Source organism: Pseudofrankia sp. EUN1h, from assembly GCF_001854645.1.
Lineage (GTDB): Bacteria > Actinomycetota > Actinomycetes > Frankiales > Frankiaceae > Pseudofrankia > Pseudofrankia saprophytica.
Genome location: NZ_MBLN01000073.1, coordinates 29,925 through 54,764, shown reverse-complemented (window position 1 = coordinate 54,764; position 24,840 = coordinate 29,925). Strand labels below are relative to the sequence as shown.

The 24,840-nt window shown below is 73.9% G+C and carries 19 protein-coding genes; 11 read left to right on the top strand and 8 right to left on the bottom strand.

Annotated features, from left to right (window positions below; all coding sequences use genetic code 11):
* Positions 1-37 precede the first annotated feature (37 nt).
* The 3 genes from BCD49_RS28560 to BCD49_RS28550 are packed head-to-tail and all read left to right on the top strand — an operon-like array spanning position 38 to position 1,547.
* Positions 38-751, top strand: a complete 714-nt coding sequence (locus BCD49_RS28560) for a helix-turn-helix transcriptional regulator (RefSeq protein ID WP_007514986.1) — start codon at positions 38-40, stop codon at positions 749-751.
* Complete coding sequence (locus tag BCD49_RS28555; RefSeq protein WP_007514987.1) at positions 748-1,176, top strand: hypothetical protein; 429 nt, start codon at positions 748-750, stop codon at positions 1,174-1,176. The genes BCD49_RS28560 and BCD49_RS28555 overlap by 4 nt, the downstream gene beginning before the upstream one ends.
* A gap of 38 nt (positions 1,177-1,214) precedes the next feature.
* Positions 1,215-1,547, top strand: coding sequence for a cupin domain-containing protein (locus BCD49_RS28550; protein ID WP_007514988.1), 333 nt, complete (start codon positions 1,215-1,217; stop codon positions 1,545-1,547).
* 136 nt (positions 1,548-1,683) lie between these two features.
* On the opposite strand, the gene BCD49_RS28545 is transcribed toward BCD49_RS28550, so the two are convergent.
* Positions 1,684-3,108: an FAD-binding oxidoreductase gene (locus BCD49_RS28545; RefSeq protein ID WP_007514989.1), complete on the bottom strand. Its 1,425-nt coding sequence runs from the start codon at positions 3,106-3,108 to the stop codon at positions 1,684-1,686.
* A gap of 557 nt (positions 3,109-3,665) precedes the next feature.
* Here BCD49_RS28545 and BCD49_RS28540 point away from each other — a divergent pair.
* Positions 3,666-4,853: a sulfotransferase family protein gene (locus BCD49_RS28540; protein ID WP_071042121.1), complete on the top strand. Its 1,188-nt coding sequence runs from the start codon at positions 3,666-3,668 to the stop codon at positions 4,851-4,853.
* Positions 4,854-4,901: 48 nt separating this feature from the next.
* A complete protein-coding gene (locus tag BCD49_RS28535) occupies positions 4,902-5,684 on the top strand; it encodes an aminotransferase class IV family protein (protein ID WP_007514992.1) in 783 nt (260 codons plus the stop codon).
* Positions 5,685-5,703: 19 nt separating this feature from the next.
* Here the strand turns inward: BCD49_RS28535 and BCD49_RS28530 are convergent, their stop codons facing one another.
* Entirely contained in the window at positions 5,704-8,481 is a 2,778-nt protein-coding gene (locus tag BCD49_RS28530; protein WP_007514993.1) for a polynucleotide kinase-phosphatase, read from the bottom strand.
* Positions 8,482-8,487: 6 nt separating this feature from the next.
* Positions 8,488-10,041, bottom strand: a complete 1,554-nt coding sequence (locus tag BCD49_RS28525) for a 3' terminal RNA ribose 2'-O-methyltransferase Hen1 (protein WP_007514994.1) — start codon at positions 10,039-10,041, stop codon at positions 8,488-8,490.
* Positions 10,042-10,383: 342 nt separating this feature from the next.
* Here BCD49_RS28525 and BCD49_RS28520 point away from each other — a divergent pair, with 342 nt between their 5' ends.
* From BCD49_RS28520 to BCD49_RS28505, 4 genes are all read left to right on the top strand, one after another.
* Complete coding sequence (locus BCD49_RS28520; RefSeq protein WP_232793983.1) at positions 10,384-11,946, top strand: APC family permease; 1,563 nt, start codon at positions 10,384-10,386, stop codon at positions 11,944-11,946.
* 159 nt (positions 11,947-12,105) lie between these two features.
* Positions 12,106-14,031 (top strand): TIGR03767 family metallophosphoesterase, encoded by a 1,926-nt coding sequence (locus BCD49_RS28515; RefSeq protein WP_007514996.1) that lies wholly within the window; start codon positions 12,106-12,108, stop codon positions 14,029-14,031.
* 75 nt (positions 14,032-14,106) lie between these two features.
* Positions 14,107-15,363 carry a TauD/TfdA family dioxygenase gene (locus BCD49_RS28510; protein WP_007514997.1) on the top strand — a complete coding sequence of 419 codons (1,257 nt, stop codon included), beginning with the start codon at positions 14,107-14,109 and terminating at the stop codon, positions 15,361-15,363.
* On the top strand, positions 15,360-16,013 hold the full coding sequence (locus tag BCD49_RS28505) for an HD domain-containing protein (protein ID WP_007514998.1): 654 nt from the start codon (positions 15,360-15,362) through the stop codon (positions 16,011-16,013). The genes BCD49_RS28510 and BCD49_RS28505 overlap by 4 nt, the downstream gene beginning before the upstream one ends.
* On the opposite strand, the gene rnhA is transcribed toward BCD49_RS28505, so the two are convergent.
* From rnhA to BCD49_RS28485, 4 genes are all read right to left on the bottom strand, one after another.
* The gene (gene rnhA / locus BCD49_RS28500; RefSeq protein ID WP_007514999.1) at positions 16,005-16,457 is read right to left on the bottom strand and encodes a ribonuclease HI; all 453 of its coding nucleotides are present in this window, start codon (positions 16,455-16,457) and stop codon (positions 16,005-16,007) included. The genes BCD49_RS28505 and rnhA overlap by 9 nt on opposite strands.
* 273 nt (positions 16,458-16,730) lie before the next feature.
* Entirely contained in the window at positions 16,731-17,633 is a 903-nt protein-coding gene (locus BCD49_RS28495; RefSeq protein ID WP_007515000.1) for a hypothetical protein, read from the bottom strand.
* 681 nt (positions 17,634-18,314) lie between these two features.
* Positions 18,315-19,514, bottom strand: coding sequence for a thiolase family protein (locus BCD49_RS28490; protein ID WP_007515001.1), 1,200 nt, complete (start codon positions 19,512-19,514; stop codon positions 18,315-18,317).
* A gap of 107 nt (positions 19,515-19,621) precedes the next feature.
* Positions 19,622-20,062, bottom strand: a complete 441-nt coding sequence (locus BCD49_RS28485; RefSeq protein WP_027140406.1) for a winged helix-turn-helix transcriptional regulator — start codon at positions 20,060-20,062, stop codon at positions 19,622-19,624.
* A gap of 351 nt (positions 20,063-20,413) precedes the next feature.
* Between BCD49_RS28485 and BCD49_RS28480 the strand changes: the two genes are divergently transcribed.
* Together BCD49_RS28480 and BCD49_RS28475 are read left to right on the top strand one after the other, a co-directional pair.
* On the top strand, positions 20,414-22,291 hold the full coding sequence (locus BCD49_RS28480; RefSeq protein WP_131803583.1) for an FUSC family protein: 1,878 nt from the start codon (positions 20,414-20,416) through the stop codon (positions 22,289-22,291).
* A gap of 122 nt (positions 22,292-22,413) precedes the next feature.
* Positions 22,414-23,838, top strand: a complete 1,425-nt coding sequence (locus BCD49_RS28475; RefSeq protein WP_083401754.1) for a DNA glycosylase AlkZ-like family protein — start codon at positions 22,414-22,416, stop codon at positions 23,836-23,838.
* Positions 23,839-23,971: 133 nt separating this feature from the next.
* Here BCD49_RS28475 and BCD49_RS28470 read toward each other — a convergent pair whose 3' ends face one another.
* Positions 23,972-24,715: an LppP/LprE family lipoprotein gene (locus BCD49_RS28470; RefSeq protein WP_083401751.1), complete on the bottom strand. Its 744-nt coding sequence runs from the start codon at positions 24,713-24,715 to the stop codon at positions 23,972-23,974.
* Positions 24,716-24,840: the final 125 nt, after the last annotated feature.

Here is a 24,840-nt window from a genome sequence, read left to right as displayed (position 1 = left end):
TGGTTTTTACAAGTCTGACTTGTGTAAAGTACCGGCTGTGGCGAACAACGGCGAGCGGGACCGCCGCGACGGCTCGTCGCCGGACAGCCGGCGGCTGGATGTACTGCGGGCGCTCAGGGCGACGGGGGCATCACGCGGGATCGTCGAGATCGCCGACGAGCTGGGCGTCCATCCGAACACCGTCCGGTTCCACCTGGACACGCTGGTCGCGAACGGGCAGGTCGAGCGGGCGCCGTCCGAGAGCCACCGGCCGGGCCGGCCACGCGCGTTCTTCCGAGCGGTGCGAGGAATGGATCCGGGCGGGCCGCGCCACTTCCGGGTCCTCGCCGAGATTCTCACCGAGAGCCTGGCCGCCGGCCCCGACCCGGCCGTGCGCGCCATCGAGGCCGGTCGGGCCTGGGGGCGGCGGGCCGCCTCGACCGTGCCCACCGCCGCCGTCGACGCCGCGGACGCCCCGGGCTGGGGGCGATCGGTCGGGCGGCTGATCCGCCTGCTCGACGACCTGGGCTTCGCCCCCGAGCCGCCCGGTGCCGGCACGGACGCCGACTCCGCCCCGCCGGTCCGGCTGCGGCACTGCCCGTTTCTCGAGCTGACCGAGACCCGGGCCGAGGTCGTGTGCCCGGTTCATCTTGGCGTGATGCGCGGCGCCCTGGACACCTGGGATGCACCGCTCACGGTGGACCGGCTGGAGGCGTTCGCCGAGCCGGACCTGTGCGTCGCCCACCTGGTCCCCGTTGGAGGAAGATCATGAGTGCTGGGGAGTCGGTAGCTGTCGCGGTCACCTTCGTGTGGCTGGGCATGGTGCTGGCGATCTCGTTCCTCGAAGCGCCGCTGAAGTTCCGCGCCCCGGGGGTGACCGTGCCCATCGGGCTCGGCATCGGCCGGCTCGTGTTCCGGGCACTCAACACGGTCGAGGCCGCGCTCGCCGGAGCTGTCGTCGTCGTCCTGGCGCTCGACCCCCCTCGCCTGGCCGCCATCGTCGTTCTCGCGGTGGCCGTCGGCGTCCTCGCCACCCAGCTGGCCGTCGTCCGCCCACGGCTGGCCCGGCGCTCCGACGCGGTTCTCGCCGGCCAGGACCTGCCTCGTTCGTCGGCTCACCACGTCTACGTCGCCCTCGAGACGGCCAAGGTGGCGACTCTCCTCGCGGGCGGCGTCTTCCTGCTCGCCGCAGCGTGACCGAACGAGCCCAACTACCTGTGAGGTGGGGAACCGCGATGGAGACGACCTCGTTGACCGCGATCGCCGAGGAACAACTGGCCCGGGCACGCCAGGCCCACGCCGGCCGGGCCGCCCACACGCTGCACGGCGGACAGGGACACTCTCTGCGCCAGACGATCCTCGCCCTGCTGGCGAACCATGAGCTCGCCGAGCACGAGAGCCCCGGTGAGGCCACCCTCCAGGTGCTGCGCGGCCGCGTCCGGCTCACCGCGGGCCAGCGGGCCTGGGACGGCGCGGCCGGCGACCATGTCACCATCCCACCCGAGCGGCACGCCCTCGCCGCCATCGAGGACTCCGTCGTCCTGCTGACGGTCGCCACCCGCCCGTAGCGGAGTCTGCTCGGGGGTGGCCGCCTGGGGTGGACTGACTCCGCCCCAGGCGAGTCCCGCGGGGGCAGGGCGGGCCCGGCTGGCCGGGCGACGACACGGCCAGCCGGACGGACGGGGCCGGCGCCTGCGCCGGCGCTCAGCCGCGGGCGGCCGGGATCTCGTGGTTGGCGCGGATCAGGCCGCGCGGGTCGACGCTCGCCCGCACCGCCCGCAGGCGCTGGTAGACGTCCGCCGGGAAGAGCTGGGCCGGGTCCACCGTCTTCTCGGTGAAGTTGAGGTAGAGGCCGCCGGCCTGGCCGCGCAGCGACTCCTTCATCGTCGCGAGCCACTGGCGGACCGCCTGGACGCTCGCGGGGTCGGGAGCGATTCCGACGCCGAAGAGGATGTACCCGCCGGGCATCCGGGACAGCGCACCGCTGCCGCGCCGCACCCGGTCCAGCTCCCCGCCGAGGTGGCGGATCTCGACGCTGACCAGCGGCGAGCCCGAGCCGGGACCTATGGCGTCGACGAAGCGGTCGATGTCGGCCGGGGTCACGTCAGCCAGCACCATGCTGTCGCCCTGGTAGGGCATCGGCTGCGGCGGGTCCATGTGCAACTCGGCGATCCCGGCGGGCGGAACCGTCGCGAAGGTGTCGAGGACCGGCCCGAGACGGCGAAGCGGCTCCATCAGCCGAGCACCGGTCTTCTCGTCGCCGAGGAACACACCCTCGACCAGGACGAACGCCTTGCCACGCAGTGGCTCGGGGATCTCGGGGAAGGGCGGGAACTGCATGATCCGGCCGACGGAGGTCATCTCGTCGGGCACGGTCCGGGTCCAGGCCTCCCAGGCGCGCAGCACCTCGGCCGAGCGCTCCCAGGGGAAGAACAGCACGCCGGCGTAGACGTCGGTGACGGGGTAAAGCCTGAACTCGATCGCGGTGACCACGCCGAAGTTGCCACCGCCGCCGCGCAGCGCCCAGAACAGCTTTGGCTCCACGTCCGGGTCGACCCATCGCAGCACCCCGTCCGCGGTCGCGACCTGGATGCCGGTGACGCTGTTGCACGCGAGCCCGAGCGCGCGGGCGTACCAGCCGAGGCCGCCGCCGAGGGTGTAGCCGACGACGCTCACGTCCGGAGTGGAGCCGTGCAGGGCGGCAAGACCCAGCTCGGAGGCCGGCGGGACGACGTCCGCCCACTTGGCGCCGGCGCCCACCAGCGCGCGGCGGCGCGCGGCGTCGATGCGGACGTCGCGCATCGCGTCGGTCCGCAGCAGGATCGCGCCCGCCAGGTCGCCGAGCGGTTCGGCGTTGTGGCCGGTGCGCTGCGGGACGACCCGCAGCGCGTAGCGGCCCGCGTACCGGATCACGGCCGCGACGTCCTCGGCGTCCGCGGGAACGACGACCAGCGCCGGGCGCTGGTCCAGCACGAGGTTGTAGGTGCCGCGCGCCTCGTCCCAGCCCGCGTCGCCCGGCTCGAGAACCACGCCGCGGACTGTGGCGCGCAGCGCCGCGACGTCCGGCCCGGCGCCCAGGGCAAGAGCGGAGTACAGCTCGATTTCCGAATCGGAGACGGTGCTCGACATGGTGACACATCCTTGGTGGTTCTGTTGCCTCTGAACCTCGACGAGCTCATTGATACGTGAGCGCTCGACAATGCGCCAAGAAATGACGTCGAGCGGACATCGAACGCACCTGGAGTTGACGGAGAGGCGACACTTTTCGCTGGTCAGCGGCCCGATGGTGACAGCTTCGCGACTTGCCTGCGTGACAAGAAATCGCCGCCGAAGGTGTGTCCAGACATGCTTTCTTGAACGCCTTCTTTGGTATTTGCCTGTGCCGTCGGGTGGTGCTGACACGAATGCTGCCGTGGTGGTGGCGACATGGCGAGAACCCGGCGGCGGGCGCTGTCGCGGGATCGCCGGTTCGCGTCGGCGGCGTCCGCCATGTCGACCGCGTCGACCGCGCGCTTGACATCGCGTGAGGTCGGGATCTTAATCCGCTGTGCCGCACGTCACATTCATCGCTCGATGGCCCGCCGGGCCGTGCCGTGCCGCGCCGCCGGCCGGCGGCGTCGGCCGTCGGTGGCGGTGGCGGTGGGACGGCGGACGGCAACGGTGACGACGAGTACGGAGGCGACGGCGTGAACGTCGACGATCTGCTGGCCGGGGCGCGGGACGCCACCGGGCTCTCCGATTTCGGGGATGACGAACTGTTCGGTGGCGACCTCTGGCGCGACGCCCTCGCCAGGCTCCTGGCCAGCCTGGAGGCCGAGGCCCGGCTCAGCGAGCTCGGTAGGGCCATCGTGGCCAGCGAGCAGGCGAACTACCTGACGACGCGATTACGCGTCGTCGACCATCATCGCGCCCACCCGGAGATCCGGGAACGCGGCATCACCCCGCCGATCGTCATCGTCGGGCAGGCCCGCACCGGCACGACGATGCTGCACGACGTGCTCGCCCAGGACGCGGCCCACCGGGCGCCGCTTACCTGGGAGGTCGACCTCCCGCTGCCGCCGCCGCGGACCGAGACCTACCTGACCGACCCGCGCATCGCCCAGGTCGACGCGACCTTCGAGCTCGTCGATCAGGTGATCCCGGAGTTCCGCGCCGTTCACCAGCTCGGCGCCCGGCTCGCCCAGGAATGCTCCCGCATCGCGGGCGGCTCCTTCGTCAGCGTGATCTTCCCGACCCAGTTCCACATCCCCGCCTACCTGGACTGGCTGCTGCACGACGCCGTCCGCGACGGCCACCACGCGGCCGCCTACGTCTGGCACCGCCGCTACCTGGAGCTGCTGCAGAGCGAGCATCCTGGCGAGCGTTGGCTGGTGAAGTCGCCGGCGCATGTGTGGACGCTGCCGCAGCTGCTCGCCGAGTACCCGGGCGCCCTGCTGGTGCAGACCCACCGCGACCCGGCCCGGGTCATGGCCTCCACCGCCAGCATGTTGTTCCACCTGCGCCGCCTGTACAGCGACGACGTGCGGGTGGCCKAGCTCGGGCCGGAGTTCTCCGAGCTGATCCTCGACGGCCTGGAACGCAGCGCCGAGGCTCGCCTCGACGGCACGATCCGGTCCGAGCAGGTGGTCGACGTCCAGTTCCGCGATCTGATGGCCGACCCGCTGGGTACCGCCCGGGCGATCTACGGCGCGTTCGGGTTCGAGCTGACCGACGACGCCGAGGCGCGGATCGCCGGGTTCCTGCGCGACAATCCGCGTGAGCGGTGGGGCGGCCACGAGTACACCTTCGCCGACACCGCGCTGGACCTGGCCGCGGTCCGGCAGCGAACTGCCCGCTACAGCAAGCAGTTCGGCGTGCCGGAGGAGGTGCTCTGACCTCGTCGTCCCGGGTCGGCGCCGGCGGCCGGATGCCACACTGGCGGCATGGCGGAGCTCGACGGCGTCGCGGTGGACGTCGCCCAGCTTGAGACGCTCGCGCTCGTCAACTACGGGCACTTCACCTCGATGGAGGTGACCGACGGCCGGGCGCGGGGCCTGTCGCTGCACCTGGAGCGCCTGGTGCGCGACTGCCGCCAGCTGTTCGACGCCGACCTCGACCCCGACCGGGTCCGCCACCTGGTCCGCCACGCCGTCGCCGGCGTCACGGCGCCGGTCGTCGTCCGCGTCACCGTCTTCGACCCGGACCTGGGGCTCGGCCGTCCCGGCGCCGATGCGGTGCCGCGCGTCCTCGTCACCACTCGGCCCGTGGCTCCACCGCCCGGCCCTGGGCTGCGCCTGCGGTCCGCGTGGTACCGGCGTGACCTGCCGGAGGTCAAGCACGTCGGGCTGTTCGGCGCCGTGCGCCTGCGGCGCGCCGCCCAGCGCGCCGGCTTCGACGACGCGGTGTTCACCGACGCGGGCGGCGTCCTGTCCGAGGCGACGACGTCCAACCTCGGATTCGTCACCGGCGACCGCGTGCTGTGGCCCAGCGCCGAATGCCTGCCGGGCGTCACGATGCGGCTCCTCAACCAGGCACGCGCAGAGGAGCCGGTGACGGCCGCGGTCACGCTCGCCGACCTGCCGCATGTGGACGCGGTGTTCGCCACGAACGCCGCGACCGGTGTGCGTCCGGTCGCGGCGATCGACGACGTCCACTGGCCCACCGATCATCCCGTCCTGCGCGCGCTCGCCAGGCAGTACGCGGCCGTCCCACCTGAGCCGCTGTAGCGACCGGGCACTGGCGGCGTCACAGCCGGGGGTCCACCGGCTCGGACTCGAGCGCGAGGACGGCGAAGACGCATTCGTGAACGCGCCAGAGCGGCTCGCCCGCGGCGGCGCGTTCCAGGGCCTCCAGGCCCAGGGCGTACTCGCGGAAGGCCAGCGAGCGCTTGCGGCCCAGGCCGCGGGAGCGCAGGCGGTCGAGATGCTCGGGGCGCAGGTAGTCCGGGCCGTAGACGATCCGCAGATACTCCCGGCCGCGGACCTTGACGCCCGGCTGGACGAGGCCGCGCCGGCCGCGCGCCAGCCCGGCCGCGGGCTTCACCACCATCCCCTCGCCGCCGGCCCGCTCGGCCGTCAGCTCCTCCCACCAGTCGACGGCGCGGCCGACCGACGCCGGGTCGTCCGCCCGCACCGGGATCCGCCGGGTGGTCGCGACGAGGTCGGGGTCGGCCGCGGCGAGGCGGTCGGCGATCGCCAGCTGCCAGTCGTGCGGCCGGTCGACGTACGTCGTCCCGGGAGTAGCCCGGCCCGCGGGACCGCTGGCGAGCAGCATGAACGGGGCGATCCGCACGCCCGCCAGGCCGTCGACCGGCCAGCAGTAGCGCCGGTAGGCGCGGGTGAACGCCGTCGCGTTGTCGAGCCGGTCCTGGGTCGTCGCCAGCAGGTCGGACACGTCGATCCCGCGCGCGGCGGCCGTCGCGAGGGCCGAGACCGCGACCGGCAGCGCGCCCCGGGCGGCGGCGCCGGCCGCCGCGTACTGCCGGGAGAGCAGCTCGCTGGCCTTGGCGCTCCACGGCATGATCTCCGCGTCGAGCACCAGCCAGTCGGCACCCAGCTCGTCCCACAGCCCGGCCGCCGCCACGGCCGCCCGCAGCCGGCCGAGCAGCTCCTCGGTCAGCTCGGGAGAGAAGAACGGCCGGCCGGTGCGGGTGACGACCGCGCCCGTGGCCGCGCCGGTGGCCGCGTCGGTGCCGCCAGCCGCGCCGAACCTGGCCGCGGCGACGGCCTCGTCCCGGCAGACGACCGCGACCGCCCGCGACCCCATGTGCTTCTCCTCGCACAGCAGGTCGTCGACGCCGTCGGCCCGGTAGGTCTCGAACGCCTCGGCGGGGTGCTCCAGATAGCCGGGCAGCGGCGACGTGGGTGGCGGGCTCATCGTCGGCGGCAGGTAGACCAGCCAGCGCGGGTCGACCGCGAACCGGCTCATCACCTCCAGCGCCGCCAGCGCGTTCTCCGCCTGGATCTGCACGCGCCCGCCATGCCGCGTCTCGACCGCCCGCCGGCCGAGCACGTCGGTGATGTCCAGCAGGTCGCCGGCCCGGTGCGCGCCGGGCCGCACCCCCGCCAGGCTGGCCGGCGCCAGCAGCACCTCGGCGGACGCCGGGTCGGCCATCTCGACTGGCCTGGCCGGGCCCGCGGAGCCGGCCGGGTCCGCCGCCTCGACTGGCCTGGCCGGGCCCGCCGTCGAGGTGGGCTCGGCCAGCGGGCGGGCCGGGGTGAAGTGGACGCGGGTGGCCGCGACCGTGACCAGTTCCCGCTCTGGGTAGCGCAGCGCGGTCAGCCGGCCGCCGAAGACGCAGCCGGTGTCCAGACAGAGGGTGTTGTTGACCCATTCCGGCTCAGGGATGGGGGTGTGGCCGTAGAGGACGGTCGCGGTGCCTCGGTACTCGTTCGCCCACGGGTAGCGCACCGGGAGGCCGTACTCGTCGGTCTCGCCCGTGGTGTCCCCGTACAGCGCGAACGAGCGGACGCGAGCCGACGCGCGGCCGTGGTAGGCCTCCTTCAGCCCCGCGTGCGCGACGACCAGCCGTCCGCCGTCGAAGAGATAGTGCGCGACCAGCCCGTCACAGAACCGGGCCACCTCGTCGCGGAACTCGGCGCTCTCGGCGTCGAGCTGCGCGAGCGACTCGGCGAGCCCGTGCGAGACCGTCACCTTCTTCCCGCGCAGGGCACGAACCAGCTTGTTCTCGTGGTTGCCGCACACGGCGAAGGCGTCGCCGTCGGCGACCATGCCCATCGCCAGGCGCAGCACGCCCGGTGTGTCCGGGCCGCGGTCGACCAGGTCGCCGACGAACACCGCGCGCCGGCCCGACGGGTGGCGGGCGCCGACCGGGCGGCCGGCCTCGTCGTGGCGCGGCTCGTAGCCGAGCTCGGCGAGGAGCGCCTCGAGCTCGGCGCGGCAGCCGTGGACGTCACCGATCACGTCGAAGGGGCCGGTCTCGTGGCGCAGGTCGCTGAACAGCCTGGTGTAGGCGATGGTCGCCGCCGAGGCCTGCGCCACCGAGCTCAGCACGTGGACGTGCCGGAAGCCCTCCCTGGTGAGGCCGCGCAGCGACCGGCGCAGGTCGGCGCGCTGGCGCCGGATCACATGCGCGCCGAAGTCGCGGTCGGGCCGGGCGGCGTTGCGCTCCAGGCAGACCCGCTCGGGCGGGTCGAGCACGATCGCCACCGGCAGGACGTCGTGCTCGCGGGCCAGCTCGACGAGGGACTGGCGGGCGTGCCGCTGGACGTTCGTCGCGTCCACGACGGTGAGCCGGCCCGCGGCGAGCCGCTTCCCGGCGATGTAGCGCAGCACGTCGAACGCGTCGCCGGTCGCGGCCTGGTCGTTCTCGTCGTCCGCGACCAGCCCGCGGCAGAAGTCCGACGAGAGCACCTGCGTCGGCCGGAAGTGGGTGCGGGCGAACGTCGACTTCCCCGCGCCGGACGCGCCGACCAGCACCACGAGGCAGACCTCGGGAACCGTGATCACGGTCGGCTCGCTCGCGGAGAGGGAGTCGGAGCCGGAGTCGCTGGTGTGAGTCATGGCGGCTCAACCGATCCTTTCCAGCACGGCGAGCTGGGTGGGCGCGCCGAGCTCGGGGTCGGCGGCGCCGACCCCCTCGATGCGGGCGGAGTAGGGATAGCGACCGACGAGGTCCTTGACCCAGCCGGCGAACTCCTCCCTCGTCCACTCGAACCGGTGGTCGCGGTGCCGCGGCGCACCCGGCGCCAGCCCCTCGTAGCGGACGTTGTACTCGACGTTCGGGGTGGTGATCACGACGAGCCGTGGCCGGGCCTCGCCGAGGACGGCGGCGGCGAGCGCCGGCAGCCGCGGCGGGTCGACGTGCTCGACGACCTCGCTGAGCACGGCCGCGTCGAGGCCCGCGATCCGGGCGTCCCGGTACGTCAGCGACGACGCGACCAGCCGCAGCCGTGCCCGCACCCGATCGGGTAGCCGGTCCACCCGCAGCCTGCGGGCGGCGAGCTCCAGGGCGCGGTGCGAGACGTCGACCGCGACGATCTCGGTGAAGCGCGGGTCGGCGAGCAGGTCCCCGACGAGCTTTCCGTCGCCGCAGCCAAGGTCGGCGACGGTGCGCGAGCCTGCGGCCCGCAGCACGTCAAGGATCGCCTGGCGCCGCAGCATGGCCAGCGACGGCGGCCGCGGCGCCTCCACCGGCACCGCGGCCGTCTCACCGACGGCGTCGGGAACGCTGATCTCGGCGCCGGGCTCGGCGATCTCGAGGCCGGGCTCGGTGATCGCGGCGCCGGCCTGGGTGATCGCGGCGCCGGTCTCGGCCTCGGCGGCGGCGAGCGGGCCTGGCTCGAAGCCGGTGGAGACGCCCTCGTCGGGGATGTCCTCGACGCCGCCGAGGCGGGCCAGCGCGGCGGAGGCAAGGCCGGCCCGGTGGGCGAGGTAGCGGCGGGCGATGAGGTGGCGCTCGGGATGGTCCGGCAGCCAGGTCGCGCCCTCGCGCACCAGCTTGTCGATCTCGTCGCGGCCGACGTAGTAGTGCTTGCCGTCGTCGAGGACCGGCAGTAGGACGTAGAGCTGGGTGAGCGCGTCGGCCAGCCGGGCCGTCCCGGTGAGCGTCACGTCGTGGTGCGCGGCCGTGCCCCACTCCGGGAACAGCGGGTCGAGCGGGGCGGAGACGGCGGCGACCCGCCAGCCGAGCGGCGCGAACAGGCGCTCGGCCAGGGGCGCCCCGCCGCGCCGGCAGGGCAGCGCCGGGACCCGGATCTCCAGCGGGATCGGCGTCGTGGCCAGCTCCGGACGGGCCTTGCAGATCCCGGCCATCGCCGTGGAGAAGACGGCCGCCATCGCGACCGCGAGCAGGCTGGAGGCCGCGTACGGCCGGTCGTCGACGTAGTGGGCCTCCGGCCCGGCGCCGCGGCCGCCCGGGCCCCCGCCCTTGCCGCGGACCAGTCCGACCGGGTCGATGTCGAGCAGCAGCGCCGCCGTGCAGCGCTCCTCGGTCGCCTCGGGGTAGAAGACGTGCGCGCTGCCCGCCGCCGTGTCGAACCGCTGTGCCCGGCCGGGATGCTTGTGCAGCAGGAACCCGAGATCGGTCGCGGGACGCGCGGTCGTGGTCAGGGTCAGCAGCATGCGGGCATTCTTCCCGACAGGGGTGATCCTGTCATTCGGTTTTCGCCCCTGTTGGTATGCGTCTTTCCGGGCCGCCGAGGGGTGTTTGCCGGAAATCCCGTCGCCGTTCTCCGGTGGGCGGCCCAAGAAGGTTCGCCAGACACTGAGCGGCGGGGCTTCGAGCGGCGGTACTTCGAACGGCGGGACTTCTGGAAAGTGGGGGCGTCGGCTATTTACGGGAGAGAACCGGCCACGCGGCGCGGTGGAACCGAAATACCGCGGCCACCGGGCCCAGGCCGGCGGGCCTCGCGGCTTGGGCTGTCGGATCAGGATCTGGTGGATATGCCGCCGCACGCCGGGAGGATGACGCCGCATCTGGGCCTGCTCGGGCTGACGTTCGTCTCGCTTGGGTCGATCATCGGCTCCGGCTGGTTGCTCGGCGCGCTGACGGCCGCCCGGGTCGCCGGGCCCGCGTCGCTGGTGGCCTGGGTGCTGGCCGGCATCCTGATCATCGGCCTGGCGCTGGTACACGCCGAGCTGGGCGCCGCGTATCCGGTCGCCGGCGGCAGCGCGCGCTATACCCAGCTGGCGCTCGGCCCCCTGGCCGGGTTCGTCGCCGGGTGGCTCGCCTGGATCCAGGCAGTGGCGCTCGCGCCGATCGAGGCCGAGGCGGCGCTGTCCTACCTGAACAACGTCTGGCCGGGGCTGGTCAAACCGGACGGCACGYTGTCCGGGAAGGGACTGGCCCTCGGAGCCGGCGCGCTCGGGCTGTTCACGGTCATCAACGTCCTGGGCGTGCGGCGGCTCGCGGACACGAACGCCGTCACGGTCGTCTGGAAGTTCCTGATCCCGGTGCTGACCGTCGGCACGCTGCTGGCGGTCGCGTTCACGCCGGGAAACTTCCACGCCGGCGGCGGCTTCGCCCCGTTCGGCGCGCACGGGATCTTCGCGGCGCTGCCGGCCGGCGTCGTGTTCGCGCTGCAGGGCTTCGAGCAGGCCATCCAGATGGGCGGCGAGGCGCGCGATCCGGGCCGGGACATCCCACGCGCGGTGATCCTCGCGACGCTGCTCGGCACGGCGCTCTACCTGCTGCTCGCGGTCGCCTTCCTGGGGGCGCTCGACCCGGCGCTGATCGCCGGGGGTTGGGGGCACCCGGTCGGGGCGGGCGACTACGGGCCCTATGCGACGATCGCGACCGGGCTCGGGCTCACCTGGCTGGCGGTGCTGCTCTACATCGATGCGGTGGTCTCGCCGGGTGGTACCGCGCTGATCTATGTCGGCACCTCGGCACGGCTGGCCTACTCGCTTGGCCGGGCCGGCTATCTTCCGGGCGGGTTGACGCGACTTGACCGTCGTGGCACCCCGGTCCTGGCTATTCTTCTCGCGTATGGCATTGGACTGGTGATGTTCCTGCCGTTCCCGGGTTGGCAGCAGCTGGTGACGCTCATCAGTTCTGCGACGTTTCTGACCTATGCCTTCGCGCCTATTTCCCTGATGGTGCTGCGTCACGCCGATGCCGACCGGCCACGCCCTTATCGGCTGCCAACGGCCGCCCTGTTGACCCGGATCGCGTTCGCCACGTCGAATCTGATCGTCTATTGGGCCGGCTGGGAGAACGACCAGAAGCTGGCCGTGGGAATCATCGCCGGGCTCGTGCTCTTCGCCGGCTACCGGGCGACCCAACCGGCGGGGCGCTGGCCGGCGCTGGAATGGCGCTCGGCACTGTGGCTGCTGCCGTGGCTGGGTGGCCTGACCGTCATCTCGTGGCTCGGCCAGTTCGGCGGAGGTCTGGCCGTCATCCCGTTCTGGGTCGACATCGCCGTCGTCGTCGCCTTCAGCATCGCGATCTTCGAGCTCGCCGTCCGCACGGCTCCGCCGGCCGCGCGCTCCCGCCGCCTGATCGAAACGGAACTCCTCCGCCCCTGACGCCCGCCGGCCCCGGTGAGCCGGTTAGCCCGGTGAACCTGGCTGGCCCAGGTGGGCCGGGTGCGAGGTTTGCCACTGGGCATCCGGTTACCTGCGGGTTCATGATGGAATCCACAGCCAACCGGGGGTCGTGGCCACCGGCCGACGCCTGAGGCGGCGATGGTGGAGTCCTGGGATGAGCCGGCCGTCGCCGGGCCGAACGCGGCATCCGGGTCCGCGGGTTCCCAACCGGTGACCACCCGCGACCGCCGGCTCGTGCGCGGCGCGCCGGGCCCCGGCGGCTACCGGCCGCTGGTCGCCGGCCCCGGCGAGCCGCAGCTGGTGCGGACCGAGCTGGTCGAACCGGTGGTGGGGCCGGCGGGCACGCGGCCCGGTCGGCGGTCGCTCGCGCGGTTCGCGCATCTGTCCGACCTGCACGTCGTGGATCACCAGTCGCCGGCCCGGGCCGAGTTCCTGGAGCGGGCCGGCGACCCGGACTCGCCGTTCTGGGAGGTGGTGGTCGAACTCGGCGCATACCGGCCGCAGGAGCCGTTCACCGCGCACGTCGTCGAGGCGATGGTCCAGACGGTGAACGCGCTGGCGGCCGCCCCGGGGGGCGCGCCGATCGCCTTCGCGATCGTCACCGGCGACGCGACGGACAACTGCCAGGCCAACGAGCTGGCCTGGTACCGCGACGTCCTCGACGGTGGCGGGCCGGTCCAGGTCGACTCGGGCACCCCGGACCGATACGACGGCGTCGCCGACGACGTCCGCTACGACGTCCGGTACTGGCACCCGGACGGCACCCCGCCCGGCCAGGCCGACGACCTGCCGCGGGCCCACTACGGCTACCCGGCGGCGCCCGGCGTGATCGACGCCGCCCGGCGCGCGTTCGCCGCCACCGGCCTGTCGATCCCCTGGTACACCGCGCTCGGCAACCACGACAACCTGGTCTCGGGTACCGCGGTTCCCATCGACGTGATCACTGACCTGGCCACCGGTGGCCTGAAGATCGTCGATCTCGCCCCCGACGCCGACGTCGCCGCGATCGGGTTGGCGATCGACACGGGCGACCCGGCGGGCTTCGCCGCGCTTCTCGCCGGCCCGGGCAGGACCGTGCCGGCGGACCCGCGAAGGCGGTCTGTCCGGCGAGACGAGCACGTCGCCGCGCACTTCGAGACCCGCGGCCGCCCGGTGGGTCACGGGTACACCGAGACGAATCTCAAGGACGGCACGGCCTACTACACCTTCGACATCGCGGGCCTGGTGGCGGCCGCCGCCGGCCAGGATGGCGAAGGGTCCCAGGTGCCCGTGGTCGGCGTGGTGCTGGACACCGTCAACCCGAACGGTGGCTGGCAGGGCTCGCTGGACGAGACCCAGTTCGCCTGGCTGGAGTCGACGCTGCGGGCGGGCTCCACCCGTTGGCTGGGTGCCGACGGGACAGTCGCCACCGGCGCCGGGCCGGACTGCCTGTTCATCCTGTTCAGTCACCATCCGCTGGAGACGCTGGTCAACGACCAGGAGTCCCCGGCCGGCGGGCCGCGCGTGCTCGCCGGGCGGGTGCGCGACCTGCTGCTGCGGTACCCCAACGTCGTCGGCTGGGTGAACGGCCACACCCACCGGCACACCGTCACGCCCTACGCCCGCCCCGCCGGGAGCCCGTTCCCCGGCGGATTCTGGGAGATCACCACGGCGTCGCACATCGACTGGCCGCAGCAGTCCCGTCTCGTCGAGCTGTACGACAACGGCGACGGCACCCTGTCGTTCGTCGCCACCGTCCTCGACACCGCCGCGCCCGCGACGTCCGACCACACCCAGTTCGGCCCGTTCGCGCAGACCAGCGCGACGAGCGCGACCGGCGCGACGAGCACGCGCGGCACGACCGGCACGACCGGCACGACCGGCACCGTGACCGCCACGTCCGGCGGCGCTGGCCCGGTCGACCCGCTGGCGCTGGCGTCGCTGTCGCGCGAGCTGGCCGCCAACTACTGGCAGCGCCGGCCCGGGAACGACGCCGACCCGGACCCGGGCGGCGGCTCCGGTGCCGGCACCCGCCTCGACCGCAACGTCGACCTCCTGCTCCCCGCGCCGAACTCGGCGAGCTGAAGTTGTCAGCAGGGTGTTCGCGGCGGTTCAGGATGACGTCATCATCCGGTCGTGGCGCGGGCAGATGCTGGGGCGATGAGCCTGGCGGGACCGGTCGGCGTACTGACGGTTGACGATCTGGAGTTGCCGGCGCTGTGGCTGCGCGACGCATGCGGCTGTGCCGAGTGCCGGCACCCGGGAACCGGGCAGCGTCTGGTGGGGTCCGCGCGGGTGGCGCGGCTGTTCGCGGACACCGCCGTCGAGTACCACGAGCTGACGGACGGCCGGTTGACGGTCGTGTTCGCGCCCGACGGCCATCGGTCGACGTTCGAGCTGGACTGGCTGGAGCGCAGCGCCCCGGGGCGAGCGGCCCGGACGGGGGACCAGTCCGAGAGCGGCCGGGTGCCGTGGACCGCCACCGACCTGCCCGCCGGGCCGCCACGGGTGGCCTGGGATGCCTACCTGCGCTCCCCGGTCGCCATGATGACCACACTCGGCGCGGTCTCGGCGCTGGGCGCGGCGATCCTCACCGAGGTGCCCGCGCGGGCCGGCATGGTGCTCACGGTCGCCCGCACCTTTGGGTTCGTCCGGGAGACGAACTACGGCAGGCTTTTCGACGTTCGCAGCGAGGTTGACCCGGAGCACCTCGCCTACACGGGCGTCGCCCTCGCGCCACATACCGACAACCCCTACCGCGACCCGGTGCCGACCGTGCAGCTTCTGCACTGCCTGCGCGCCGCCGGCGCGGGCGGAGACACCACGCTCGTCGACGGCTTCGCCGCGGCGAGCCGACTGCGTGACGTCGACGCGGCCGCGTTCGACACGCTCACCCAGGTCTGGCTGCCCTTTCGCTACGACGGGCCGACGACGATCCTGACCGCCCGCGCGCCGGTCATCGCGATCGACGACGAGGGCGCCGTGGCTCAGGTCCGCTGGAACGACCGGGCCCTGCAGCCGCCCGACGTGCCCCCCGACCGGGTGGGCGAGGTCTACCGGGCGCTCGCCGCCTTCGCCGCCGTGGTCGAGGCGCCCGACCTGGCGATCACGCTGCGGCTGGCGCCCGGCGACTGCCTGATCTTCGACAACACCCGGGTGCTGCACGGGCGGACGGCCTTCCAGCCGGACCCGGCCGGCGGCGGGCGTCACCTGCAGGGCGTCTACGTGGACATGGACGGCCTGCGCGGCACGCTCGAGGTGCTGCGCCGCGATGGCGCCGGTGTCAGCCGCCGGGCGCGCGTCGCCTCAGACGCCTCAGACGCCTCAGACGCGTCGGGCGCGTCGGGCGCGTTCGCGCCAGCGGCACGGAAGGCGGCGGCGGCATCGCCGGCGACCGCGCCGGCGGTGGCTCGATGAGTGGCGACCCGATGAGATCCGACCCGATGAGCGCGGGCCCGACCGGCGGCGGACCGGTGAGCCCCGACGGCGCGGCTCCGGCTGAGGCGCTCGCGGCCGTCCACGCGCTGTTCGACGCGGCGAGCTCGTCGGAGTACCTGGGCGAGGCGGTCTCGGTGGCCGGGCATTCGCTGCGGACCGCGGCGTGCGCGGTCGCCGCCGGCGCGGCGCCCGCGCTGGTCGCCGCCGCCCTGCTGCACGACGTCGGGCACATGCTGGACCGTGACTCGGCCGCCGCGCTCGCCCGCGGCGACGACATCCGACACGAGATCACCGGGGCCGCCTGGCTGTCCCGCTGGTTCGGACCGGAGGTGACCGAACCGGTGCGGCTGCACGTCGACGCGAAGCGCTATCTCTGCGTCGTCGACCCGGGCTACTACGACATCCTCTCGCCGATCTCCCGCCGGACGCTGGCGATGCAGGGCGGCCCGTTCGAGGGCGACGAGCTGACCGCGTTCCGGGCGGGTCCCTACGCCGAGGACGCCGCGGCGGTACGGCGGTGGGATGACGCGGGCAAGGACCCGTCTGTCGTGATCCCACCCCTGTCCGCCTATGACGACCTGCTGGCCGGCCTGATCCGGGACGGCGGGGGAATCCGGTCATCAGGGTGATCGCTGGCGGGCCTCCGTGAGTCCACGGTTCGCGAGCTGGTCGGCGAGGACGTTGCCTGGGTTGCCCGCGTGCCCCTTGACCCACACCCATTCGATCTGGTGCTGCCCGACCAGGGAATCGAGCCTCTGCCAGAGGTCGACGTTCTTGACGGCCTTCTTCTCTTTCGTCTGCCAGCCGTTGCTCTTCCAGCGCTGCAGCCATCCGGTGATTCCGTTACGCAGGTACTGGCTGTCGGTGTTGATCCTGACGACCGACGGCCGGGTGAGTGCCTCCAGCGCCCGGATGGCGGCAAGCAGCTCCATCCGGTTGTTGGTCGTGTCGTTCGGCTCGCCGCCACAGATCGTCTTCTCGTGGCGTCCGTAGCGCAGGACCGCGCCCCAGCCGCCGGGCCCGGGGTTGCCCTTACACGCCCCGTCCGTGTAGATCTCGACGGCGCTCGTCATGCCCGGTCGTTTCGCCAGCTCGACGTAGGAACCACCGCATGATCCTAGCTGTGAGCTTGATCGGCGGAACTGTACCGGGATCCGAACTGGCGGAGGCTCCGAGCTCGGATGTCGATACAGTCCCGACGATCTTCTGGATGGGCGGGCGAGTGGTCGGCGCCGCTCGGCCACTCGCCGGCCGTCGGCCGGTCGCGGCCTGGTGGCGGCCCGGTCGCGGTCTGGTCGCGGCCGGTCGCCGGCTGGTCGCGGGCCCGGTCGGTCGTGTTCCGCGGTCTATACGCGGCGTCCGCAGGCGGTCTGGAGGTAGCCGCTCAGGCGGCTGGGGGACGAGCCGGCCGGGCAGGGCTGGCCGGCGGGAACCAGCGCGGTGACCTGGGTGGCGAGGTACTGGTCGGTACAGGGGCGACGTTCCGGGCCGGCGGCCGGATCGGCGGCGTAGAAGCTGTTCGTGTCGACACAGTCGCCGACGCCGGGCAGCCAGCCTCCATCCTTCGCCACGCAGAGGATCCGCTGGTTCGCGGCCTGGATCTCCACGGAGTAGCTCGCCTCCGGCGGGCACTGGGCCTTCTCGTCCACCCGGCCGGTGATCTTGCCGAACCACACCTTGCCGAAGCTCACGCCGCCCGCCGTCCATTCCTCATCCGTGCAGGGCACCTCGGCGAGGTTGTTCGAGTAGGTCGCGTACACCTGCAGGCAGTCGCCAGCGCGAATCAGCCCGCCGCCTCCGCCCGCGTCGCCCGGATGGGGCGCGGCGAGGTTGCGCAGGCAGCCGGTGCGCTTCTGGATGCTGAGGCTGTTCGTCAGCGTGACGATCTCGTCGGTGTCCTGCGGGCAGCCGACGTCGGCCACCGAGGACGCGCCGCCGAGGGGGTTCGCCGCGGCGGCGTCGGCCACATCCAAGGCCGTGACCTTGGCGTAGGCGGTCTTGTCTGTGCACTTCACCGCGCCGTACTCGGGCTGCGACTTCAGCTCGCCGTTCTGCGGGCTGCTCGCCAGCACCCGTGGCTGGACGGTGATCTTCACGCAGCCGCCCACGGCGAAGGTGGCCGATGACGACGAGTCCGACGAGTAGGAGGAGTCGTCGCGGTCACCGTGGTGGGTGGCCTGGTGGATGCCGTAGCGAATCCCGCCGGCGACGGCCAGCGCGACCACGGCGCCGAGCACCCGGCGGGCCACGACACCGCCGCGCCGTGGCGGCCTGCGCGGGGCCGGCGGTGGGGGAGAACCGGGCGCCGTGGGGCCGCCGGGTGCCTGCGGCCAGGGCGATGGGCCGGGCGGGCCCATCGGGATCGGCGGGACTGGTAATGGTTGGCTCGGGCTTGGTGGTGTCGCGACCGGCCGTCCGGTCGGGGGTGCCCAGCCGGCGGCCGTGGGGGGCGGCGCGTCCGCTGGCCATCCGTCGGCGGCCGGCCGTCGTGGGGTCTCGTTGTCCATGGGTGCCTTCGCGGGGTCGAACCGATGGAATGCCCGGATAGGGGCGGCTGTCCCTGTCGGAGGCGGGCATTTCGCGTGAATAGGTGCTTTTTCGGCCATGACCGTAGACCCGACCGCGAAGTGCCCACTGCCGGGGGTCACTGATCGGATGCGCCCTGGATCTCCGCTGCTCCGACACCTGGGCCGACCCGAGGCACCAGGCGCCCCCGCGGCCTGGTTCGGCGTCGATCCGTCGACGCTCACCCGGCCGGGTCCGCGAGTACGCCCACGGGGCTGTCCTGGAGTTCGCCACCCTGTTCGACGGCGAAGGCCGGCTGCTGCTCGCCGCGTCCGCCGCCTTCGCGTCCGCCGTGGTGTGCAGTGGCCGGCCTTCGGACCCCCGGGCTCCTGGCCGGGGGTATGTATGTCAGAGCCGTTCGATCGTCAGAGCCGTTCGATGATGGTCGCGTTCGCCATGCCGCCGCCCTCGCACATGGTCTGCAGGCCGTAGCGCCCGCCGGTCTGCTCCAGCACCGACAGCAGCGTGGTCATCAGCCGGGCGCCGCTGGCGCCGAGCGGGTGCCCGATCGCGGTCGCGCCGCCGTTGACGTTGACCCTGGCGAGGTCCGCGCCGGTCTCGGCCTGCCAGGCCAGCACCACGCTCGCGAACGCCTCGTTGACCTCGAAGGCGTCGATGTCCTCGAGGCGCAGGCCGGCCCGCCGCAGGACCTTCTCGGTCGCCGGGATCACGCCGGTGAGCATGAGCAACGGGTCGTCCCCGACGACGGCGAAGCTGTGCAGCCGGGCGCGCGGGCGCAGACCGAGCCGGCGCGCGGTGTCGCCGTCGGTGATCAGGACGGCGGCGGCGCCGTCGTTGACCGGCGAGGAGTTGCCCGCCGTGACGCGCCAGTCGATCTCCGGGAAGCGCTCGGTCCACGCGTCGGCGCGGAACGCGGGCCTCAGGCCGGCGAGCACCTCGACCGTCGTCGCCGCCCGGATCGACTGGTCGCGGGTGACCTGGACCAGTGAGCCCGAGCCGTCGGGCGACGGCGCCTTGACCGGCGAGACCTCCGCGTCGAAACGGCCGTCGTCCCAGGCGGCGGCGGCGCGCCGGTGGCTCTCGGCCGCGAACTCGTCGAGCCTGGTACGGGAGAGGTTCCACCGCTGCGCGATCAGCTCGGCGGAGATGCCCTGCGGCACCAGCCCGTCGGGGTAGCGCGCGGCGACGCCAGGCCCCGAGGCGTCGCGCCCGGCGGACGAGCTGCCGATGGGCACCGTGCTCATCGACTCGACGCCCGAGGCGATGGCGATGTCGTACGCGCCGCTGATGACGCCCTGTGCGGCGAAATGGATCGCCTGCTGGCTGCTGCCGCACTGACGGTCGACCGTCACGGCGGGCACGGTCTCGGGTAGCCCGGCGGCCAGCGCGGCCCATCGGGCGTTGTTGGAGCTCTGCTCGCCGATCTGCCCGACCGTTCCGCCGATCACGTCGTCGATGAGGGCGGGGTCGATTCCCGTCCGCTCCACCAGCGCGCGGATCGCGTGGGCGTGCAGGTCGACGGGGTGCACGCCGGCGAGCGCCCCACCCGGCTTGCCCTTGCCGATCGGGGTCCGGACGGCGTCGACGATCACTGCGTCCCGCATGGCGGCCTCCTCTTTGAGGGTTGGAAAATCCAACTCGCTCATTCCGGTGTACGCCAGTGGGTTGGAAATCGCAACCGACCCCGTTGTGACCTGGGATACGGGAGCCGTCAGTGGACGGCGCCCAGTCGGAGGAGGCGGGTGTTCCCGCCAAAGGCGACCGGTTCGCCGCAGTGCGCGCAGACGGCCCGCGTGTGCAGCTCGGCGCCGCAGTCGTGGGCGAGGACCGTCGGCGGGTCGCCCTTGGCCGCGTACCGGTCGCCCCACTCCATCAACGCGTGCAGCGCGGGCCGTAGGGCCTCGCCGGCCTCGGTCGCGACGTACTCGTAGCGGGGCGGATGCTCCTGATAGGGGCGGCGCTCGACGACGCCCGCCGCGACCAGCGCGCGCAGGCGGGTGGCCAGGATGTCGCGGCTCGCGCCGGTGTTGCGGACGATCTGGTCGAACCTGGTCACTCCGAGGTTGATCTCGCGCAGCGCGAGCAGGCTCCACCGCTCGCCCACGATCGCGAGCGCGTCCGCGATCGAGCACTCCCGTCCGGTCTGGGTCATCGCGACCGCCTCCCTCCTGTCCGGGTGCTGGATCCCGGCGCCCCTGGCCATGGGGCGGCGTCCAGTGAGTCCGAAAATCCAACCTACCACCGTGCGTGCTCACCACCGGTCGTGGCTCAATCGGCCGCCGCCGCCGCCGCCGCCGTGGCCGCGGCCGCGGCCGCGTCACCCTCTCGCGTTGGACACCTCGCGGTGATCGCCGTTTCAGCCCTGGGGTGGTCGTCGGGTTGGCCAGATCATGACCATCGGAGGGCGCAGCCGGCGATCAACCCACGGGTGCGGACATGGCCACGCGCCCGGGCCGGTGAGATGCTGGCGAGCGTGTCCGGGTTTGCCCTCCCGAGGCGGCACGTGATCGCTTTCGCGGCAGCGCTGCGTGCCGGTCTGCTGACGACCGCGGTCACGATGGCGGCCGTGCTGGCGTCCTTCGGCAGCGCGCTCGGGGTCGAGCGCGCGGCGCACCTGAACCTCGGTGTCGTCATCCAGGCGGTCGTACTGGCGCTGACACTCGCCCGGGTCGAGCGGAACCGCGCGACGCGCGCCGCCGCGGCCGGCCGGGCGCGGGCGCCGATGGCCCTGCGGCTCGCCCTGCTGCCCGTCGTCGCGGTGGCCGCGAGCGAGGTCGGCCGGCTGATGATCGAGCACCCCAACGTCGGTGACGTCCTGTTCGTTCTGGGGATCAGCGCCGGCATCTGGGTACGCCGCTTCGGCCCGGCTGCGTCCCGTCTCGGCACACTCGCGACCCTGCCGTTCATCGCGCTGCTCATCACGCCGGCCGTCGCCGCGCCGAGCGGCTCGACGCGCTGGTGGTCCGCGCTGATGGCGGTGATCGCGTCGTTCTGGGTACTCACCCTGCACGCGCTGGCCGAGCGTCTCCGGCTCCTGCCGTCGACCGCCGCCGCCCTCGGCGCGACCGCCGCGCAGGCCGAGCCGGCGGGTACCCCGGCTTCCGCGCGACCGGCTTCCGCGCGACCGGCGGCCGGCGGCTGGTGGCGGTCGCCCAGCACGAGGATGGCCGCGCAGATGGCCGTCGGGCTCGGCGCGGCGTTCCTGGTCGGGCGGCTGGCCTTCCCGGATCACTGGCCGTGGCTGGTGGTCACCGCCTACATCGTCGCCGCCGGCAACCGCGGCCGCGGCGACGTCGCCGTGAAGAGCGTCGCCCGCCTCGTCGGAGGGGCGGTCGGTACCGTGGCCGCGACCGCGGCGATAGCCACCGCCCCCGCGCACAGCGCCCGGACGGTCGTGGCGATCTTCGTGGTGCTCGCCGTCGCGCAGTGCCTGCGCACCGTCCACTACGCCTTCTGGGCGGCCGGGGTGACGTCGGTGCTGGCGCTGCTCTACGGCTACTTCGGCCTCACAGCCGGGCACATGCTGGCCGAACGGCTCGCGGCCATGGCCGTCGGATCGGTGCTCGCGGTCGCCGCGGCCTGGCTGGTGCTGCCCGTCCGCTCCCGTGACTTCGCCCGGTCGCGCCTGGCTCGGGCGCTCGCCGCGCTCACCGACCTGCTCCTGGCCGTCGCGCGAGCCGAGACGGGCGCGGTCGCGGCCCACCGGGCCGCGTTCCTGGACGCGGTCGGCGAGCTGGAACTGATCGCCGGCACGCTCGCCGCGCGGCGGCTGGTGTCGCGTGCGGCTCGCCGGCCGGCGCCTTGTCTGGCGGACGCCGTCGAGGCGGTGCGTGGTTGCCGCGAAGCCGTGGACGCGCTCGCGCTGGCCGTGGCCGACGCGCCTGCGGCGCTGGCGGCCGGCCCGGCGCGGCGGCGCGCCGGTGGGCTCGCGCGCCAGATCGGCTCGGTCCGCCGCTCGATCGCCGGCCGTCCCGAGCCGGCGACCGCCGTTCCCGCCCAGCGCCCGGAGCCTGCGGCCGGCGAGGTAGGGCCGCTCGGCGCGGCGTTCGACGAGCTGGCCGAGGCCATAGCAGTCCTGTCGGCTGTGTTCCCGCCGGTGCCGGTGCCGGTGCCGGCGCCGGCGCCGTCCGCGCCGTCCGCGCCGTCCGCGCCGAACGCGCCGTCCGAGCGGTCCGAGCCGGAGGCGCCGTCCGCGCGGTCCGCGCGGTCCGCGCCGTCCGCGCCGTCCGCGCCGAACGAGCCGCCTGGGCCGAACGAGCCACCTGGCCGCTCCGGGCCGTCCGGCGGGGCGCCGGCTGGTGGTACCTCCGCGCGGGCGTCGGCGGCCTCGGCGGCGAGCGGTGCGACGAATGGTTCCGGGGCCGCCTCCTCGGCCGGCTGAATGTCGGATCCGCGCCGTACTGTGCGTGCATGACGCTGGCCGAGACGCCCGCTGGCGGGCCCACGGAGCAGCCGACGGTGGCGGAATCGACGATGGCGGAGTCGACGGTGGAACGGCCGACGATGGCACGCCTGGCGGCGACCCGGCCCGCGGTGGAACGGCTGACGGCGGCGCAGGCGCGGCGGCTGGCGCTGGCGGCGCAGGGATTCGCCCGGCCCCTGGCATCCACGGTGACGGGACCGCGATCGGATCGGCGCCGGCTGCGCTGGCTGTTCGAACGGGTCGGCGTGCTGCAGATCGACTCGGTGAACGTGCTGAGCCGGTCGCACTACCTGCCGGGCTGGTCCCGGCTCGGCCCGTACCCCCGGGCGGCGCTGGACGACTACGTGCACCGGGATCGGCGAGCCTACGAGTACTGGGCGCATGAGGCGTCGTTCGTGCCGATCGAGTGGGAGCCGCTGCTGCGCTGGCGGGCCGCCGCCGCCCTGGCGGGCGACGGCATGTGGGGCGGGCTGGCGCGGTTCGGGCAGGAGCGGGGGGACTACGTYGCCAAGGTCCTGGCCGAGGTCACCGAGGGCGGGCCGGTCACCGCGGCCCAGCTGTCCGAGCCGGGTCGCGGCCGGGGTTCCTGGTGGGGCTGGGCGGACGGGAAACGGGCGCTGGAGTTCCTGCTGTGGACCGGCCAGGTGTGCGCCGCCGGCCGGCGGACGACCTTCGAGCGCACCTACGACCTGCCCGAGCGGGTGATCCCGGCGGCGGTGCGCGCCGTCCCGACACCCGACCAGGCACAGGCGCACCGTGCGTTGCTGCTGCGCGCCGCGGATCGGCTCGGGGTGGCGCTCGCCGCCGACCTGCGCGACTACTTCCGCCTGCCGGCGGCGGCCGTCCGGCCCCGGCTCGCCGAGCTGGTCGAGGCGGGCGAGCTGGTGGAGGTCGCGGTGGACGGCTGGTCGTCGCCCGCCTACCTGCGCCCGGGCCTGGTGATCCCGCGCCGGGTCGAGGCGGCGACGCTGCTCTCCCCGTTCGACTCGCTGATCTGGGAGCGCGCGCGGACCCGGCGGATGTTCGGCATGGAGGTCAAGCTGGAGGTGTACACGCCCGCCGACCAGCGCCGCCACGGGTACTACGTGCTGCCGTTCCTGCTCGGCGACCGGCTCGTCGCCCGAGTCGACCTGAAGGCAGACCGGGCGGCCGGGGTCCTGCGGGTGCCGGCCGCCTGGCTGGAGCCGCCGGAGAACCAGCCCGACGCGGGGACGCGCGCCGCCGCGAGATCCGTCCCGGCGCCCGGTGTGGTCGCGGCCGCGCTCGCGGCGCACCTGCGGGCCATGTCCGCCTGGCTGGGCCTGGGCGAGGTCGAGGTGGCGCCGCGCGGCACGCTCGCCGCCGCGCTCGGCCGGGCGCTCATGGCCAGAGCGGAACCCGACCCGATCAGAACGCCAGCGCCGGACGCCGGACCCGCGCCGGAAGCCCGGCCCGCGCCGGAAGCCGTGGCCCAGGTGGGCGGGCCGGCACCCGCCGAGGCGGGATCACCGAGGTCGCCGAGCTAACGCCGCCCCAGCGAATGGTCATCCGTCGCTGGCCCCATCGGAGTCAAGATCAGTCAGACGTTGCGCGTCACGGGCGGCGCGTCACGTCTGACTGATCTTGAAAGGTCGTTCCGAAACGGGTGGACCTTGTGGATCACCGGCGGCTGTTGGGGGTCTCCCAGTCGGCGGACGGGAGCGGATCGATGGGCTTGACCGTCGTGCCGGCCCAGACGAACCGCACGGTGGCGGCGCCGGCCGTCGGGCAGCACTGCGGGTCGTCCGGGCGGTAGAGCTGGTACTGGAGGGCGACGGTGTCGTCGGTGGACCAGATCCAGCTGACGGTCGCGCTCGGCATGGCCGCGTCCGTCGCGAGGTAGTGCCCGTCGTGGAAGAAGAACGCGCGCTGCGGGTGACCGTCCGCCGAGGTGGCGAGCATGCCGACGATGACGCTCAACGTCCGGTCCGGGTCGTAACCCGAGGTGTCGGCCGGGGAGTACCCGGCCGCCCGGACGACCGCGGCCGCCTCGGCCACGGTCAGCCCACCGGCGGCCGAGGCGGTGGGTGACGCGGCGGCGGGTGATTCGGTGGCTACGGGGCCTGCCGCCGTGGCGGGACTCGCCTGCGCCGCGGCGGCGGCGCTGGCGACCGGGCCGCCGCCGGCGAGGATCGCGGCCAGCGCGGCGAGCGGCAGCGCGCGTGCGACCGCGAGGCGCCAGCCGCCTCCGGTGGGCCGGCCGGCACGCTCCGTGGGGCCGGTGCCCCGGAGGGCCGTGCCCCAGGTGGCGGCGCCCCGGGTGGCGCCAGGGCCGGCTCGCCTGCCGGCGGGGTCGTGGGCGGCGGCACCTTCGGCCGCGCCCGACGGCCGGGACGGTTCCTTCGCCGACCTTCCATCGGTCATGTCCGCCCGAGTACCCGGCCAGCGGACGACTCACCCCTCCGGACGGGCACGGATACGTGGTCCGCCGCCGACTCGGGCCAGGTGGTGGCACATGTCACCTGTTTGCTTGCACGCGCGCGCGGCCA